Genomic DNA, 16,839 nt, shown 5'->3' with positions numbered 1-16,839 from the left:
AAATGGCGCGATCTACGACTGAACGAGATGGATCAGGCGGAGTCTGCGACGATCGGGTCAATTTCCGCTTCAGACTGAATGCGGCCCATTGTCCTCGAAGGATTGATGACGCTCCTAGTGGAAGCGGGCGGTCACCGCGTTGGCGATTCGACCGTCTGCTTCTTACGGCCATCCCGGCTAACGTCGCCCCTCAAACACCGCTCGCGGCAGGCACTCGCCCGATCAGATTGCAAGCGCACCATGGATCGGACCGCGCGCGGCAACGACGCGCAAGTTGCGAAGCGCTCGGCATCAGCCGGACGACGGTGTATCGCAAGCTGCATCATTAGTCAGCGCGCCGCTGGCAGCGCTGCTTCGCGAATGATCGCCGCGATCCGGATCGCCACCGCACGAGAAATCTGCTCTGTCAGGGCCACCACGACCACCTTAAGCGCAGGCACGACGTGAATGAAACTGCCCGCTGGAACCCGACGCGTTGTATGCCGGCAATTCGTCGCCAGGCGCGGACGACAGCCACCACAGGTAACCGTAGCCCCATCGCTCCAGGCGGCCGCGCGGCGGGATGCGCTCGCGATCTTGCGTGTGGTTGCCTCGCGAACGAACGCCGCCGGCCCCAACTGGCGACCATCCTAGCTGCCGCCGGCGCGCATCATCTGGCCGATCCGCAGCAATTCCGGCGCAGTCAAGTGCAACTCCGCCGCGCCGTTAGGAATGCCGTCATGCCCCGGTAACCATTCCGCGCCGTCGATGGCCAGCGGGCGGCACAGCACTTCCGTTTCGGCTCGCGGCCTCATCAATCTAAAGGACTTCGCGTTGCACTCCTGCACGCATGCCCGCTAGGCGCGCGTAGCTGGCCCATATAGCGCGTGCTTCCCGCCGATACTGCGGTTCGCGGCGGGCATCAATCGAATCGGACCCCCGTCTCTCCGCTTACTTGGTGACATGCACCAACACGAACCTCGACAGCATCGAGTTCCGCGCGTAGTCTGATGCGCTGGATCGCATTGGAGGGGACGATGGGCTTGATCCTATATTCTGCGGGCGGCCCAGCGGGGTTGCGCATCGAGATCTCTACCGATGCATCGGGACGCGCGGAAGCGCTGGAACTACATTGCGAGGCCCCGGCGATGGCGTCGGTGTCCGTCAAGCTGCGCCAGCCCTTCGACATCCCTTCCGGGCTTTTCGCCAAGGACGATGCCGGCGTCACCCGGCTCAAGTCGCTGGCCGCTATCCGCAGGGACGTCGCATCCGCGGAAAGTGAGGTGGTTAAGGATCTCGAGAGCCGCTGGCGCGACTTCGTGCAAGCCGTCTCATCGACGCAGGTCGTGCTCGGCACGGGCGGTGAGTTCGCGGGTGCCCGTGTTTTTCCTGCCGGCGCCGTCTTCGCGTATGGGCGGGCCGATTTCAACCTCGGCGCCTGCCTATCGCAGGATGGAAGCGCGGCCGTCCTCTTCAGAGGCACCATCGAGGTTGCGGCTGAGTGTCAAGCGCAGCTCGGCGGGGCCGGCCAGGCAAAAGTGACCATCGCGTGGCGAATCGTAGTGGACGCGCAGGCCGGCTTTCCCGGGCTCGAGCTGCACCTTCCCACGCTCGGCATGCGCGGGCCCGCGCTGTCGTTCCCCTCGTTCGACTGGCAGCCCGGCTGGACGCTCGATGCGTTCGACCCGGGCCTGGCCCTCCCGCGGCTTCCCGGCCTGCCGCTGAAGGTCGTGCCGAAGACGGTTTCGTTTACCGCCAGCTATGCGGCCGGCCCCAGGGAGCTGACGGCGACGCTGAAGGTTTCCGACGTGACGATCAGCGCACCGGGTGTCGGCGACACCGTGATCGGGACCCTCGACGTGCGCTTCGACGGTGGCACGGTAACCGTGTCGCCGTTCCAGGCGGCGCTCGAGCCCGTCCAATGGGCCGCTTCGCCCAAGCCCCTGCCGCCGCCGCTGGCTGACCTGATGCTGCACGCGGAGCAGAACACGCTGCACCTCGCGTTCGATGTCTCGGGCGGCGCGACTGCATGGATCGGCTGCTACGAGACCACGCTGTCGGTCTATCCCGCCACGCAGCCCTCCAAGCGCCTGAAGCTGGAGCTGGAGCTGCCGTTCAAGAACGGCCGCTTCGAGGATCGCGTGAGCATCAACGGCAAGGATCACACCCGCGCCGTCCGCGTGCTCGAGCCCACCATCCAGAACCTGGCCTCCCTCATCCAGCGACTGCCGTCGATGGGCGGCATCGGGTTGCGCTTCGGCATAAAGGGGCCGGACTTGCCCGATGCGGATGCCTTGATCGAGGTGGTGGCGGCGATCCTCTCGGCCATCGCGCGCGGCGCCGCCGGCCTGGCCGAGGTGGTCCGCGCGGTGCTGGAGAAGGTGTTCAGGCTCCTGCGTTCGGCGGCGCAGATGCTGGGCGAGCTGGAGATGCTCGTCATCGTCGACGAGAAGACCTTCGCGTTGCAGCAGGTGATCGTGTCGCTGACGAAGAGCCGCGTGGCCGAGACCTTCCACGAAGAGGCGGCGGGATTCGAGCTGACCGCGCCCGGCTCCGCGGAACTCGCGCTCCTGATCGACCTGCGGGATGGCGCGCGCGACGCCTATGCGGTGGTCACGCTGACCGATGACCAGCTATCCACGCTGTCGCTGGGCATGGACCTGTGGTTCGGCGGCGCCGCGCTGGAGCGGCCCGCGGGCCAGCTGCCGGCCCCGGGTTCGAGCGCGCCGCCGCAGAAACTCGTGAGCGTGCGGTTCGCCACCAAGGGCGCCGGCGTGAAGCGCCTGAGCCTCGTCCCGCTGGGTTTGCGCAACGGCCAGCCCGCTTTCCTGCGTGCCCTGAAGACCGCGCTGCCGCCGCTGCAGGGCGCCGCGATCAGCTACACGGGTTACGAATTCGAGCCAATCGACGAGCAGGTGAAGGTGACCGCGGAGTTCGGCAAGCTCAAGGAGCGGATGCTGCCCTTCCTCGCCTCGCCCGCGGCCCAGGGCGAGTCCGGCGCCGCCGGTTGGCTGAAGCAGTACATCGAGATCGATCACTCGGGCACGACGGCCAGCCTCGCGCAGGGCCGCTTCACAACCGACCTGTCCGTGAAGCTGCACCTGCTCAACTCCACGATCCAGTCGCAGCTGAAGCTGCAGCTCGATGCGCTCAAGATGACGGCCGGCATCTCCGGCGGCCTCGTGCGCATTTCGGTGAAGGAGGAGTTCTCGCTGTTCGGGATGAAGGTGGAGTTATCCAGAGAGACCGAGCAGTTCATCCTGGACCTGCAGGGCTCCGACCCGCGCCTCTACCTCGCCGACGGCGTGAGCGCACGGCTGATCATAAAAATATACCCTGTAAAAATTCCTCTCCTGAGGCATGACTTTTCCTATCCTGTAAAAACATATGCCTCAGTCAAATTGGGTCGAGAGCAAAAATATAAGCTGTAAAACTGCCATAGCAGCCCACATGTTGACATTCCTCCCTGGCCAACGCGCTCATCAAGATTGGCATCAAGCCGCATTCCATGGGGCAATTTCAAGCGGGCAGCACTATGGTTGCTCCTTCGATACTGATGGCGATCGGCTTGATTCGCATGCTCATGCCCCGCATCATCAAACCCATCCTGCTCGGCCTGCTTATCGGTACCGCCCTGATGATTGCCACTTACGGCTCAGCAGCCATGGGCTCTGCCTCGGCAATCAATCTGCTGATGAAGATGACACTCCCATCATTCAATGTTGCAGTGATACTTGCGCAGCCTGTGGCACCAGATGACTTGGAGCGAGGAGCACAGCAACTCGACTTCTTGCTCATGGTGGCATGGCTGCAGATCAGCCTGATCTCAGCCGCGATAGTTGCAGCAGCACGCGCGGTGCTCGCACGTCCAAAATACCCCCCACACTCTTGCACCCCAGCCGAAGACCAAGGCAGTTTTCATATGTCCGCCCAAAGCAAGCGAGCAATTCGCTGAATCGCCCACTGCAGTTCATCGCCTCCATGTTCGTCATGCAGGCGGTGGTAGGGCGGGGAACTCCCTTCAATTCAAGATACCTTGCCCGGACGTGTGCATTGCATTCATCTGGCGTGCAGATCAGAATGGGCCATGGCCCTCGAAGACGATATCGCTACCCTCTCCGCACTTGTTCAGCGTATGGTTGATGAATCAGGAACACCAGTAGGTTTTGACGCGCGGGCTTGGCTTGACCAATGGCTGTTGGAATTGGCACCGACATTTGGTCATCGTCGTCCACTGGATGTTCTCAGCGGACCCGGCGGGCTGGATTTGGTGCGTAGCCACCTCCTGCGCGCGCAATCCGGGGCCTATTCCTGAGCGCAATTGTGGTGCTCTCCATTCATTGAATGCGTCACTGCCCACTAATTCATTGGGCCATCGCACACGCCTTGAAAGCCGCCTTGGATTCCCGTGTGGGCCGACCAGCTTCTCAGCATCCCATCGTCGAAGCAGAAATACTCGCATTGGCTGCCTCGAAGAACTCGACCACCTTGCCATCCTGATCAAGCCTGAAGACCTGATTCCAGCACCGGTTTCCGCCATGCACGACGATGTCCGCCAGAATTGCCTCACTGCGAAGAACACAACCGGAAGCCCAAGCCTGTTGCGCCAGATTCACGCTTGACTGGGACGAATACCATGCGCAAGAAAACCGATAAAAATATCGGCCACTTCGTCGCTTCCAAGGCTGCCATCGATATGCATCCATTGGGTAATCGAGCTAACAGCGCCCATGAACCAGAACACCGCCAATTTCACGTTGCACGGGGCAATGGAACCATCCTGAACACCCCCCTCGAGCACTTTGCGCAGCTCTTGATCAAACTTTCGCCGACGCAAAGTGATTTTTTTCTGATCCGCCACAGTCATACCGGAGAAATCCTGGAGGATCGCCGGTGCGCCCATTTCATCCGTTAGCAACGAGATGTAGTTCTTAATGAAGACCGAGATCCGACCGAAACCAGTATTTTCCGAAGCGATCGCGTCTTGCAAGACGCGATCTCCCAAATGCATGGCGAGCTCGTGGCATTCGTAGACAAGTTCCTGCTTGTTCTTGAAGTAGTAGTAGAGGGCAGGCTTGGTGACGTTGAGCGTTTTTGCAATCTCGTCCAAGGACACATTCTTGTACCCATGGCGGCCAAATGCGCGCGAAGCTTCCGCAATGACAGCTTGCTTTTTGAGCTGGTACTGCTCATCCGCGCCGCTGACCGCATTGTTCCATTTTGCGCCCTTGCCCGATCTTTTGGCAGCATTGCGTGTCAGTGACTTGGGCTTTGCCTCAATTGGCGTACTCATTGGTGTTGTTTTCCTTGAGGGCATTCGTATCGCTAACTGAGGCAAAGTGTATCGAACTGCTTTCGCCGATAGGCCTGCGGAGAAAGGCCGTGCTCATCAGCCAGCCAAGATACTGCGCGCAATGATCAACTTTTGAATGTGACTAGTGCCTTCGTAGATCTTTGTAACGCGCACATCGCGATAATAGCGCTCGACCGGGAAGTCGTTGACATACCCGTAGCCACCATGCACTTGCAGCGCCGCAGAGCAAACCTTTTCAGCCATTTCGCTGGCATAGAGTTTAGCAACGGAGGCCTCCTTACTGGTTGGCAGGCCCGCATCCGTAAGACGAGCTGCATACAGCATGTACTGGTGCGCCACCTCAACCTGCATGGCCATTTCCGCCAAATCAAAGCTAATGGCCTGCAGTTCGGTGAGTGGCTTGCCATAGGCCTCGCGCTCTTTGGCGTAGCGGATGGCTGCCTCCAGCGCTGCACGGGCAATGCCGATGGCCAGGGCGGCGATTGCGATGCGCCCATCGGACAACAGCGATAGTGCTTTGCCATACCCGCGCCCTTCCTCACCGATCATGTTCTGAACTGGAACACGCATGTTGTCCAGCTGAATCTGAGCCGTGTGGGCCGTGTGCTGGCCCAGCTTCCTTTCGATACGCAAGCATTGGTAGCCTGGATCTTCGGGGTCCGCGATGAACAGGCTGAAGCGGTGACGGGCACCTGGTTCCGCAGTTGCTGCCACGACGAGCGCAAAGCCCGCTTCACTGCCATTGGAAATCCATTGTTTGCTGCCATTGATCACATAAACGTCGCCGTCCCGCTTAGCCGTGGTCCGGATGGCTGCGGTATCCGAGCCTGCATGGGGCTCTGACAATAAAAAGGCACCAATGCGCTTGCCACTGGCCAGATCCGGCAGATGGCGGGCCATCTGTTGTTCGGTTCCAAAACTACGTAACACGTGCGCAGCTGAGTTGTGGACGTGCATCATGGTGGCGAAGCCACCATCGGCCGCTGCGAATTCTTCAATAGCCAGGCAATACTCCACGAATGAAAGCCCGGAACCGCCGTATGCTGGCGGGGCGAGCATGCCCATGAAGCCTACGTCGGCAACTGCCTTGATTTCGTCGTGTGGCCAAGCCCCCGTGCGATCACGTTCGGCGGCCGTGCTACCCACCACTTCAGTCGCGACACGCCGGGCAGACTCCCGAATAATGACTTCTTGTTCGCTCAGCAATGCATTGGAAACGATGCTCATAAACCCATCCTTGAAAACTTGGAAAACGACTGACCCAATGCGGTCAACCCAGCCAGCGCTTGCGGCGGCGGTAATGTTTCATGTCGCGGAAACTCTTGCGCTCCCCATCGACCGTCAGGCCGAGGTAGAACTCTCGAACGTCCTCGTTGGTCTTTAAGCTGTTGGAGGGGCCCTCTAACACGATCCGTCCGCTCTCCATCACATAGCCGTAGTCGGCTAAATCCAGAGCGACGCGGGTGTTTTGCTCCACGATCAGCAGAGTCAGACCGCTGGTCTTGAGGTCACTCAGCAAACCATAGACCTCATCGACCATCAGCGGAGCCAAGCCGAGCGAAGGCTCGTCGATCATCACCAACTTAGGCTTGGCCATCAGGGCCCGTCCAATTACCAGCAATTGCTGCTCGCCGCCCGACAGGTAACCTGCTGTGCGAGTACGCAAGGCTTTCAGACGCTTGATGCGGCTATACACCTCATCAAGCATTTCCTTGGCATCGCCAGCGCTGCCCATATGACCGCCCACCACCAGGTTCTGCTCCACTGTCATGTGGCGGAGAACCTTGCGCCCTTCCATGACATGTACCAACCCCTTGCGAACGACATCGACGGGGTTGGCACCGGTGATGTCCGCACCATCAAATTGAATACTCCCCGCCGTCACACGACCATCCTCTGTCCTGACCAGGTTGGAGATGGCCTTGAGCGTGGTGCTCTTGCCAGCGCCATTGGCGCCCAGCAAGGTCACGCACTGTCCAGCGGGGACTTTGGCGGTAATGCCTTTGACAGCAAGAATGACGTCGCTGTAGAGGACTTCAACGTTGTTCAGTTCAAGCACGGGTAGCTCCAGATGATGTGGCCTGGGTCTCGGTGGCCCGAGACCCAGGCCGATTTGCAATTACCACTTGTTCAACACAGGAACCGGAACGTTCTGCTCGAGAAGTTTGTACTTTCCCTTTTCGACGGTGCCGATGTTGACGGCTGTGCCCGAGGTCGGGAACGGCGCATCATTGTTGAACTTGATATTGGGCAACAAGCCAAAACTGCGCTCGGTAGGCATGGGGGTGGACAGCAGTGCAGCGCGAACCTCTTCGCCCGTCACACCGCCAGCACCTTTGACCTTGACAACATTTTCAACGGCACGAACCGTCAACATCGCTTGGCTCATGCCCATAATGCAGGCAGAGTTATAGGCGGCTTGCAACTTGTATTGGCTGCGCAGTTTCTCGAAGAAGTCCCGTGCCGGTGTTGCGCCTTCGGCGGCCATGGCCATGCCATAGACCTCATAGTTTCCATCCATTTGGCTCAGGTCACCCAGCGCTTTCCCCGACGAAAGCAACCCGTTATGAGCGCTAACCACTATCGGAATATTGGTTTTTCCAAGGCTTTGCAGGGCGCGCCGTGTCGCCACTACCGATGCTGTATTGTTGAACACCTGCAGTACCGTGGCCCCCTTGCGGACCAGGCGGCTGACCTGCTGGGTAAGGTCGGTCGGCTGTGCTTCGGTATAAATCGTTTCAACGACTTCAATGATCTTCGGATTGTCCTTAGCGAACTTCTCGACACCTTTGTGGATGTCCACGTAGGCCGGCGATACTTCCGATGAAATCACCCCCACCTTGAGAGGAGCAGACGAACCCGACTTCTTCTGCATCCACACATAAAACGCAGCCGCTTCGTGCGGGTAAGTGGCACGGGCATTGAACACCCAGTTATCACCCTTCCAAGCAAATCCATATCCTGCTGTCGACTGGACAAGAGGCACCTTGTCACTAGGCAAGCGCTGCTGCAGCGCATTGGTATCTGCACCGCCCACACCCAGAACAGCCACCGGGTTGAGCTCGGACTTGATGCCTGGCCAGAGGCTGGCCACTTGGGCGACGTCATAGCGGGTGTCGAAATCCTTGATTCGCAATGCGACGCCCTGCGCTTTACCGACCTCTTCGCTCCACCAGTCGAGCACCGCACGGCGGCATCCCGTCATATCTTTCATGATGTCTGCGAAAGGTCCGGTGAAGTCAGCCAGGCCAGCCACGTTGTAAGTAGTCTGAGCTTGTGCCATGCCGCCAAGGCACAAGGCTGACGCCAGTAAAGCGCCGCGTTGCCCCAGTTTGACCATTGCCGACAACTTTGCTCGATTCGTTTTCATAAAAAAGTCTCCTTTTGTAGTAGCGCTTTGCATTGGAGCAGCCCTTCCCAGCGCCTAAGGTGGCTGCAGAAAACAGGATTGCGGTCAATATGGGTAAGGCCACATGCGATAAGACCGCTTGACGATGTTCCACCGGTGCATCAGACCGCGTGGCTCAAAGATCAGAAAGGCCGCGATGACTCCACCCAGGAAAATATTCATCACTGCGAAAACAACGTCTCCGCTCAGGAAGGAAAAGTTCTCGACCAGTGAAGGGCCCACGATGGTGATCGTCTCCTGGGCAGTACGGATAACAAACACGCCGATCAGCGCGCCCGTCACCGACCCCATGCCACCCACAATGATCATCGCGATGAACCATATCGAGTGGATCAGGGTGAACTGGTCAATCGCCACGAACCTGACGTAGTAAGCCCAGAGCCCTCCACCGATGCCCGCGTAAAACGCACCCAGCAAGAAGGCAAGTACCTTGGTGCGCACGACATTGATGCCCATCATTCCTGAGGCCACGTCGTCATCACGCACTGCCGCAAAAATTCGACCATGGCGGCTGCGTGCGACGCCGTAGGCGCCCGCAATCATGATGAAGGCCACTACCAGACACAGGTAGTAAATGCGGGTATCGGTGTTGAAAACGAACCCAAGGAACTGTGCTGGTTCCAGAGTGATGCCGTTAGATCCCCCCAGCCATTTGGCAGGCAGGTTGAGCACAAAAAAGTGGAACAAGATCTGCGCAGCAATCGTGGTCAAGGCAAGGTAAAAACCCTTTATGCGCATTGCGGTTAATCCAAACACCAGCCCAAAAAGCGCCGCGCACAGCCCGCCAATGGGCAAAGCCAGCCAGAAAGGCAGGTGGCCTTTCGTCGCTAGGAGCGCTGTTGCATACGCACCAACCCCCATGAACGCAGCTTGGCCCAAATTGATCTGACCCGCTAGACCAGTATTGATCTGCAGCCCCATGACCACCACTGCAGTAATCAGCATAGAGGTCATGATCGCCACCCAGCGGACCTCGCTGATCAGGGGCAGCGCAAACAGCGCGATAACAAACAGGCCCAATGCCACCGCCTGGCTGCGCGTGCGAATTAGTGCTTGGTCTTTGGCGAAAGAAGTCGCGAATACACCTGCGGGATCCATGCTCATACCCTCTCAATGGTTTTCCACCCGAACATGCCGGTGGGACGAATTAACAACACCACCAGCATGATGATGAAAGGAAAGACGGAGCCCAGCGCTCCCCCCACCAGGGGATCGAGATAGGCCGAAGCCAAACCCTGAATCACACCCACCAAAACACCGGCGATCAGCAACCCTGCGAGGGACTCCAACCCAGCCAGCAAGGCCACCGGCAAAGCAGCCAGGCCGATGTCGGAGCTCATCATGTTGATGGAGCGGCCACTCAAATGCACTATCGCCCCCAGTGTGGAAAGCACGGATCCCAGCACCCACGCAAAGGCAATGGAACGCTGCACCGAGATGCCCATGGACATGGCCACCTGGTGGTCTTCCGCCACGGCCGTCATGGTCAAACCAGCCCTTGTCCGGTTGAAAAACCAGGAGAGACCAACGCCGATGAAGATGGTCATAATTCCACCGTAGAGCATCGAACGGGAGACGATGAGATCGCCAACGATGATCGGATCCAGAGGAAAGATGATCGGAAAAGCACGCACCTGTGGGCCAAAAAGCACCAACACAACGCCTCGGATCAGAATCAAGAGACCGATCGTCACCATGACCATCGAGAAGACGGATTCCCCAACCAGACGGGCAAAAAATATCCGCTCAATCATGAAACCAAAAATTGCAGCACTAACGAATGCCACGGGCAATCCGACCCACAGCGGTAGACCCATCTGAATAATCGTCCACCACACCATGTAGCCGCCAAAGACCACCAACTCACCTTGTGCAAAGTTGAACACCTTTGACGCGCGATAGATCACGACGAACCCCATGGCGATCAACGCATACAGAAGCCCTGACAGCGCACCGTTTATCAGGTAATTAATAAAATCGATCATTTCCGTCCTCTGCTTCGGGCTGCGCCCAGGTGGTCTGACCCTGCGGCGTCCGTGTCATGGATGGACACCAGAGCCTCGAAATTGCCGCGCCGACCGTCCTGGTAGGTCACAGGAATATCGATACGCACGGCGTGCGAGCCATCATATAAACCGTTGATCAGCGTGGCGTATCGCACCTCCAGGAATTCGCGCCGCAGCTTTCTCGAACGTGTTAGCTCGCCCTCGTCCGGATCAAGCTCTTTTGGAAAATTGGCGAATCGCTTGACTCGCGCATGCGCCGGCAAAAACTGATTCACACGGGCAATTTCCTGGCTAATCAACTCTGCGACCTCTGGCCGCTGTGACAAATCGGTAAAGGTTGAAAATCCGATCCGCTTGTCTTCTGCCCACCGCGACAGAACAGCCATGTCGATATTGATGAGAGCGGCCACGAAGTCCCTCGTCTCGTCTCCCACCGTCATGATGTCCTTGATGAAGGGACTGAACCGAAGGCGGGTCTCGACGAACTGCGGCGGGAAGGTTTCTCCGCTGCGCAAACGCTTGAGGTCCGACAACCGCTCCAGGAACACGAGCTCGCCTAGCTCAGTTTTCGTTACGGCATCGCCCGTGTAGAACCAGCCATCTTTCACCTTCGACTCTACGGAACCCTCTCTGCGGTAGTAGCCCAGAAACGGGCTTCCGCCACGAATCTGCAGCTCGCCGTCCGCACTCAAGCGCCATTCCAATGGTGGGCCCGCCTCTGGATGCGCCTTCATCCAGTGCCCTACGGTCTCCAGATCAAATCGGTCACCCTGGTGGCATGTCAGCAACCCGGTTTCGGTGGAGCCATAGATGTTGCGCAGAGGTATACCCATGGCATGGAACATGCGAAACACATCCGGTGCCATGGTGGCACCACCGCAGCTGGCACAGCGCAGCCGGGTCAGGCCGAGCAGATCTCGCAACGGGCGCAGAACCAGTGCATTGGCGATAGGAAACAGCAACCGGTCCAGCAGGCCAACGGGTTTTCCATCCAAGCGCCCCACATTAACGGTGTGACCGATCTTCATGCCCCACTCGTAGACACCTCGTCGAATGGGTCCTGCGTCGAGCATGTGCGCCTGCACAGAGGACGCCATGCTTTCCCACTGGCGCGGAGCAAATGTCATACCTTCCACCGCCAATTCCCGAATGTTGGACAACACCTGCTCCGGGCCCTCGGGGAAGTTCACTACCATGGGCAATCCCAATCCCATGGTGATGCCATATATTTGTTCAGTGGCCCAGGATGGCGCGATGTAACTCAGGTATTCCATACCCGGCTTCACATCCATGGAATCGATCAAGCGCTGGGCGTTGTCGATCAAAAAGCGATGCGTGAGGATGACGCCCTTGGGCTGCCCCGTCGTGCCGGAAGTGTAAGAAAGAACCGCTATGTCATCGGGGGCTCCCGCATCCACTAGCGCGTCGTACATCTTTCCGTTACGTTGATGGATTTCACGCCCTTGCCGCTGCATGCCATCGAAGGTATGCAGGATGGGGTCGTTATACGACCACATCCCCGTTTCGTCCCAATACACAATGTGGCGCATCTTCAAAGTCTTGTTCCGGACATCCAGGCCCTTGTCAACCTGTTCTTGGTCCTGCGCGAACAAGATGACTGCTTCGCTGTCGTCCAGAAGATAAGCCACCTCCTCCGAAGTGAGGTCCGGGTACATGGATACAACTTTGCATCCCAGTGCATGCGCGGCATACTCGGCCCAGTAATGCTGTGGCTCATTCTCACCAATGATGGCAATGGTCTCGCCCGCTTTGACGCCCGCTTGGTGCATGCCCAGCGCAATCTCTCGAACGTTGCGCTGCACATCCGCAAAGCTGTACTCCCGCCAAATTCCGCGCTGCTTATGGCGCTGGGAAAGACGGCTGGGATTGGCATGCGCATGCTTGCGCAGCAACTGGGGAAGAGTCGCGATTTCGAGTTTCATTGGGCGCCCTCTCCAAGGTAGGCTTTAAGCACAGCGGGATTAGCCTGGATTTCCTTGGGCGTTCCATCGGCGATCTTGCGTCCAAAGTCCAGCACAGCGATGCGGTCAGCTAGGTCCATCACCACACCCATGTCGTGCTCCACCAAAACAATAGGAATGCGCTTTGCCTCGCGCACATCCAGAATGAAACGTGCCAGGTCTTCCTTCTCTTCCGTATTCATACCGGCCATAGGCTCATCCATCAGCAGAATCTTCGGGTCTTGGGCCAGTGCGCGCCCCAAGTCCACGCGCTTGCGAAGCCCATAACCGAGGCTGCCCACCGGCACATGCCGGATGGATTCAATTTCAAGAAACTCAATGATTTCTTCCACTACCTCCCGATGCAAAACTTCTTCGCGTTTTGCCGGGCCGAAATGGAAAAACGACTGCACGAGATTGGCCCGCATGTGCATGTGGCGCCCCACCATCAGGTTCTCGATAACGGTCATGCCCGAAAAAATGTGCGTACCTTGAAAGGTGCGCGCCAGGCCCTGTGCAGCCACGTCGTGAACCGCCATGTCGCGCACGTTGCGCCCGGCCAGGGATATCTCGCCTTTCTTGGGGCGGTAGAACCCGCTCAGGCAGTTCATCAGAGAAGACTTTCCCGCTCCGTTCGGCCCGATGATTGCCAGCAGCTCGTCCTTGCACACATCAATCGAAACATCATTCAGCGCCACAACGCCACCGAACTGCAGCAGCAGATTCTGGGCTGTCAGCACCACGCCTTCCCGCTGGCTTTGAATGGCTGCATTCATTGGCACCTCCACTCTGAATTCTTGGCTTTGTCCATCGAATTTCCTTCATAAGACCTTTGCAGGGTCTACGCATCCATTTGCGGGAATGCTCGCAGCGATCAATGGACCACGACTAACAACGGACACCCGCATCCAGGCTGATCGTGGTGGCATTCAAATAGGCGTTTTCCACAACGTGCCGAACCAGTCCACCGAACTCTTGTGCCTGCCCCATGCGATGAGGAAAGAGGATGACGTTGTCAATAATGTTTTGCGACACCTTCGTTGGCATGCCTGCAGACATGGCGGTCTCAAACAGACCAGGCGCCACGGCCACCACTCGGATTCCGTGTTGCGCAAGATCCCGCGCCACCGGAAGCGTCATTCCAATGACCGCCGCTTTGCTGGCGCTATATGCGGCCTGGCCCACTTGACCCTGCCACGCAGCACCAGATGACGTGTTCACGATGACCCCCCGTTCACCGTCGACATTGGGCTCGTTCTGCGACATGGCCAACGACGCATAGCGCACCACGTTGAATGTCCCGGTCAGGTTGATGGCGATCACCCGGTTCCAAAGATCCATCGGGAATAACTCGCCCTTTGAAAGCGTCTTGCAGGGACCCAGAATTCCCGCGCAATTTACCGCCACATGCAGCGCACCAAATTCCGCCACTGCCGCGTCTACGCCAGCCTTCACACTGGCCTCGTCTGAAACATCAACCTTCTGGATTCGCACGCGCTCGCCCATCGGCAGCACCTCGCTCGCAAGGCGCTCTTCGTCCAGATCAACCGCCATGACGCTCGCTCCGGCCGCAAGCAATGCCTTGCAAGTGGCGAGCCCCAGGCCTGAAGCAGCTCCTGTGACGAAGGCAATGGTATTTTTGACATCCATACTATTTCTCTTGTCTCTTATTGAGTGCAGCGCTCAGCGCGCCAAGATGGTGATACAGGCAACAGCTTCTTCAATGCCCTCAAGACCGCCACCGTTTTCTGCCAGCGCAATCCTTGCGTCAGTCACCTGCCGCAGTCCGGCTTCCCCGCGAAGCTGAGTTACCAACTCATGGACTTGGGCAATACCGGTGGCCCCAACAGGGTGCCCCTTAGACTCCAGGCCGCCGGACGGATTAACGGGAATGCGGCCACCAATCCGGGTATCACCCCGCTCGGCAATCACACCGCCCATACCGAACTCACAGAAACCGAGGTTTTCTGTCTGAATGATTTCACCCATGGCCGTGGCATCGTGCACCTCGGCCACCGAGATATCTGCTGGGCCAACACCTGCCAGTTCATATGCCCTGCGCGAAGCCAGTGCTGTGCAGTGGTTGGTGTAGTCGTCTTCGCTCCGGTCGGAACCGCTTTGCACTACTGCCGCCAACACCTTGATGGCACGCTTTTCATCGATGTTCAAGCGCTTAAGCGCCGAGCGTGTGCAAAGGATGGCTGCTGCTGCGCCATCAGACACCGGGGAGCACATGGGCAGAGTCAATGGGTAGGTGATCGGCGGCGCGGCGAGCACCTCTTCGACGCTGTAAGCCATCCGGTACTGCGACAGCGGGTTGTGCATGGAGTGCGCGTGGTTCTTGGATGAAACGGCGGCTAACTGGCGCTGCGTCGTCCCGAAAGTGCGCATGTGCGATCGTGCAAACGCGGCATACACGTCCATGAAAACGCTGTACGGCCTGGGTGAGGTACTCCCCTCGGGCACCGCCACGTCGCGCCCCATCTTCATCAACTCCCCACGAATCTCTTCTGCACGCGAGAGATCCCAGGCACTGTCAAACACCGAGAACATCTTGAGCTTGTCGGATGAGAACATCTTCTCTGCACCAACAGCCAAAGCGACATCGCCAGCACCCGACTTGAGGTGATTGCAGGCTAGAACGAACGCCGACGAGCCGCTTGCACAAGCGTTTTCGACGTTCACCACCGGAATGCGCCCAATCCCCATGGCCCGCAGCGCAATTTGCCCACGAATCATGTGCTGGCCATCCATATGCCCCTGGGAAGTGTTCCCAAAAAAGGCCGCTTCCAAGTCTTCTTTTTCCAATCCCGCGTCCGCCAAAGCAGCCGCCGTGGCCTCGCGTGTGAGCGCCTTGATGTCTTTGTCCAGATGCCGTCCGAATGGCGTCATCCCCACACCAACCACATAGATATCTTCCATCGTATTTCTCCGTGGCGGATCTTCTTGATCCATGAAAGTCAAATAAATTACTTTGTGTAAGATGTTTTTACTGTACAGTAAAATTCTCAACTGCTTGCCAGGGATTATCCTTGGTATCACATTCGCGGCTCAGCAAAGCGGCAGGAATCGCATGCCCCGCGCAGTCTCAATATCGCCCTGCTCAGTCACGCTGTACAAACCACGAGCCACGTTGTGGGGATGAGCGGCGGCTTCGGCCATGGTGAGCACCGGCGCAAAGCAACTGTCAGTGCCTTCCATCAGTGCATTCCAGTACGTACTAGGTTGGGAAGCAAAGCGCTGCGCAATCCGCGCCTTGAGAGACGGCCACAAAGTCTTGTCCATTTGCCGTGCGGGGTCGACATCCGTCAGCTGCAATTGCGTCAACAGCAATGCATAGAACTGTGGCTCGATTGCACCGACCGTGATGTATCGCCCATCGCTGCACAGATAGCGGTCGTAGAAGGGTGAGTCATGGAAGACACTGGGTTCGCTGCCTTCCAATCCGCCACCTTGACGAATCAGTTGCACGAGCGGCGACAGCATTGCCAACACATCAATGATGGCGCCGTCAACCACGCAGCCCTGGCCCTTATCCCGCACGCCTAGCAACGCCGACACCATGCCAAATGCAAACCCGAGGGCGCCGGCAGCATCCCCAACCACTGTGGGTGGAAGCATGGGAGGGTGTCCCGGTTGTTCGGTGATCGACATGAGCCCAGTGAGAGCGACATAGTTCATGTCGTGCCCGGCGGCCTGAGCCAGCGGCCCATCCTGCCCCCAGCCCGTCATGCGCCCATACACAAGCCGCGGGTTGTATTCACCACATACATCGGGACCCAAACCCAGGCGCTCCATCACACCCGGGCGGTTGCCCTCAATCAACCCGTCGCTTTGCGCGACCATGTCCAGCGCCCGCGCCTTGTCCTCGTCGTTCTTGAGATTCAATGTGACGCGTCGTTTGCCGCGCGACAAGAGCGCCCCGTCCTTCGGAGTGAGCTCATCAGGCAATGCGCTCGCACCTGGCCGCCCGACCACAGTAACGTCAGCGCCCATCTGCATCAACATGAACCCAGCTAAGGGCCCTGGGCCGATCCCCTCGAACTCGACGATCTTGATACCCGATAGCGGGAACATGAGCGGGCTGCTCTTACTTCGCATGAAGAACTCCATTTGTTTAATTGTTTTACTTTAGGGTAGAATTTTTAACTTATGGGTAATGGAAAACCC

The 16,839-nt window shown here is 58.3% G+C and carries 15 protein-coding genes; 3 read left to right on the top strand and 12 right to left on the bottom strand.

The genetic code is table 11. The features are described 5' to 3' along the window. Positions 1–989: 989 nt before the first annotated feature. The 3 genes from ACSFA0_RS23085 to ACSFA0_RS23075 all read left to right on the top strand — a co-directional run bounded on the left by ACSFA0_RS23085 (position 990) and on the right by ACSFA0_RS23075 (position 4,294). Positions 990–3,410: a hypothetical protein gene (locus ACSFA0_RS23085; RefSeq protein ID WP_435452592.1), complete on the top strand. Its 2,421-nt coding sequence runs from the start codon at positions 990–992 to the stop codon at positions 3,408–3,410. 77 nt (positions 3,411–3,487) lie between these two features. Further along, positions 3,488–3,934 carry a hypothetical protein gene (locus ACSFA0_RS23080; RefSeq protein WP_435452591.1) on the top strand — a complete coding sequence of 149 codons (447 nt, stop codon included), beginning with the start codon at positions 3,488–3,490 and terminating at the stop codon, positions 3,932–3,934. Positions 3,935–4,066: 132 nt separating this feature from the next. Further along, positions 4,067–4,294 carry an antitoxin Xre/MbcA/ParS toxin-binding domain-containing protein gene (locus ACSFA0_RS23075; protein ID WP_082564895.1) on the top strand — a complete coding sequence of 76 codons (228 nt, stop codon included), beginning with the start codon at positions 4,067–4,069 and terminating at the stop codon, positions 4,292–4,294. 112 nt (positions 4,295–4,406) lie between these two features. On the opposite strand, the gene ACSFA0_RS23070 is transcribed toward ACSFA0_RS23075, so the two are convergent. From ACSFA0_RS23070 to ACSFA0_RS23015, 12 genes are all read right to left on the bottom strand, one after another. Continuing rightward, positions 4,407–4,595: a hypothetical protein gene (locus ACSFA0_RS23070; protein ID WP_435452590.1), complete on the bottom strand. Its 189-nt coding sequence runs from the start codon at positions 4,593–4,595 to the stop codon at positions 4,407–4,409. Next, the gene (locus ACSFA0_RS23065) at positions 4,592–5,272 is read right to left on the bottom strand and encodes a TetR/AcrR family transcriptional regulator (RefSeq protein ID WP_056743877.1); all 681 of its coding nucleotides are present in this window, start codon (positions 5,270–5,272) and stop codon (positions 4,592–4,594) included. The genes ACSFA0_RS23070 and ACSFA0_RS23065 overlap by 4 nt, the downstream gene beginning before the upstream one ends. A gap of 96 nt (positions 5,273–5,368) precedes the next feature. Then, positions 5,369–6,520 (bottom strand): acyl-CoA dehydrogenase family protein, encoded by a 1,152-nt coding sequence (locus tag ACSFA0_RS23060; protein ID WP_056743879.1) that lies wholly within the window; start codon positions 6,518–6,520, stop codon positions 5,369–5,371. Between the two features lie 43 nt (positions 6,521–6,563). Next, on the bottom strand, positions 6,564–7,352 hold the full coding sequence (locus tag ACSFA0_RS23055) for an ABC transporter ATP-binding protein (protein ID WP_056743881.1): 789 nt from the start codon (positions 7,350–7,352) through the stop codon (positions 6,564–6,566). A 60-nt stretch (positions 7,353–7,412) separates the two neighbouring features. Continuing rightward, complete coding sequence (locus ACSFA0_RS23050) at positions 7,413–8,663, bottom strand: ABC transporter substrate-binding protein (protein WP_083235468.1); 1,251 nt, start codon at positions 8,661–8,663, stop codon at positions 7,413–7,415. Positions 8,664–8,747: 84 nt separating this feature from the next. Next, positions 8,748–9,806: a branched-chain amino acid ABC transporter permease gene (locus ACSFA0_RS23045; RefSeq protein ID WP_260668949.1), complete on the bottom strand. Its 1,059-nt coding sequence runs from the start codon at positions 9,804–9,806 to the stop codon at positions 8,748–8,750. Continuing rightward, the gene (locus tag ACSFA0_RS23040) at positions 9,803–10,687 is read right to left on the bottom strand and encodes a branched-chain amino acid ABC transporter permease (protein WP_056743883.1); all 885 of its coding nucleotides are present in this window, start codon (positions 10,685–10,687) and stop codon (positions 9,803–9,805) included. The genes ACSFA0_RS23045 and ACSFA0_RS23040 overlap by 4 nt, the downstream gene beginning before the upstream one ends. Beyond that, positions 10,684–12,651: an AMP-dependent synthetase/ligase gene (locus ACSFA0_RS23035; protein ID WP_435452589.1), complete on the bottom strand. Its 1,968-nt coding sequence runs from the start codon at positions 12,649–12,651 to the stop codon at positions 10,684–10,686. The genes ACSFA0_RS23040 and ACSFA0_RS23035 overlap by 4 nt, the downstream gene beginning before the upstream one ends. After that, the gene (locus tag ACSFA0_RS23030; RefSeq protein ID WP_435452588.1) at positions 12,648–13,445 is read right to left on the bottom strand and encodes an ABC transporter ATP-binding protein; all 798 of its coding nucleotides are present in this window, start codon (positions 13,443–13,445) and stop codon (positions 12,648–12,650) included. Before ACSFA0_RS23030 ends, ACSFA0_RS23035 begins: the two co-directional genes overlap by 4 nt. A 112-nt stretch (positions 13,446–13,557) precedes the next feature. Continuing rightward, the gene (locus tag ACSFA0_RS23025; RefSeq protein WP_056642823.1) at positions 13,558–14,319 is read right to left on the bottom strand and encodes an SDR family NAD(P)-dependent oxidoreductase; all 762 of its coding nucleotides are present in this window, start codon (positions 14,317–14,319) and stop codon (positions 13,558–13,560) included. A gap of 33 nt (positions 14,320–14,352) precedes the next feature. After that, a complete protein-coding gene (locus tag ACSFA0_RS23020; protein WP_435452587.1) occupies positions 14,353–15,591 on the bottom strand; it encodes a thiolase family protein in 1,239 nt (412 codons plus the stop codon). A gap of 129 nt (positions 15,592–15,720) precedes the next feature. After that, entirely contained in the window at positions 15,721–16,782 is a 1,062-nt protein-coding gene (locus tag ACSFA0_RS23015) for a CaiB/BaiF CoA transferase family protein (RefSeq protein WP_435452586.1), read from the bottom strand. Positions 16,783–16,839 lie beyond the last annotated feature (57 nt).

This window comes from Variovorax restrictus (assembly GCF_051216715.1).
In the GTDB taxonomy this organism is placed as follows: domain Bacteria; phylum Pseudomonadota; class Gammaproteobacteria; order Burkholderiales; family Burkholderiaceae_C; genus Variovorax.
This window is presented reverse-complemented; position numbering and strand designations above follow the sequence as displayed.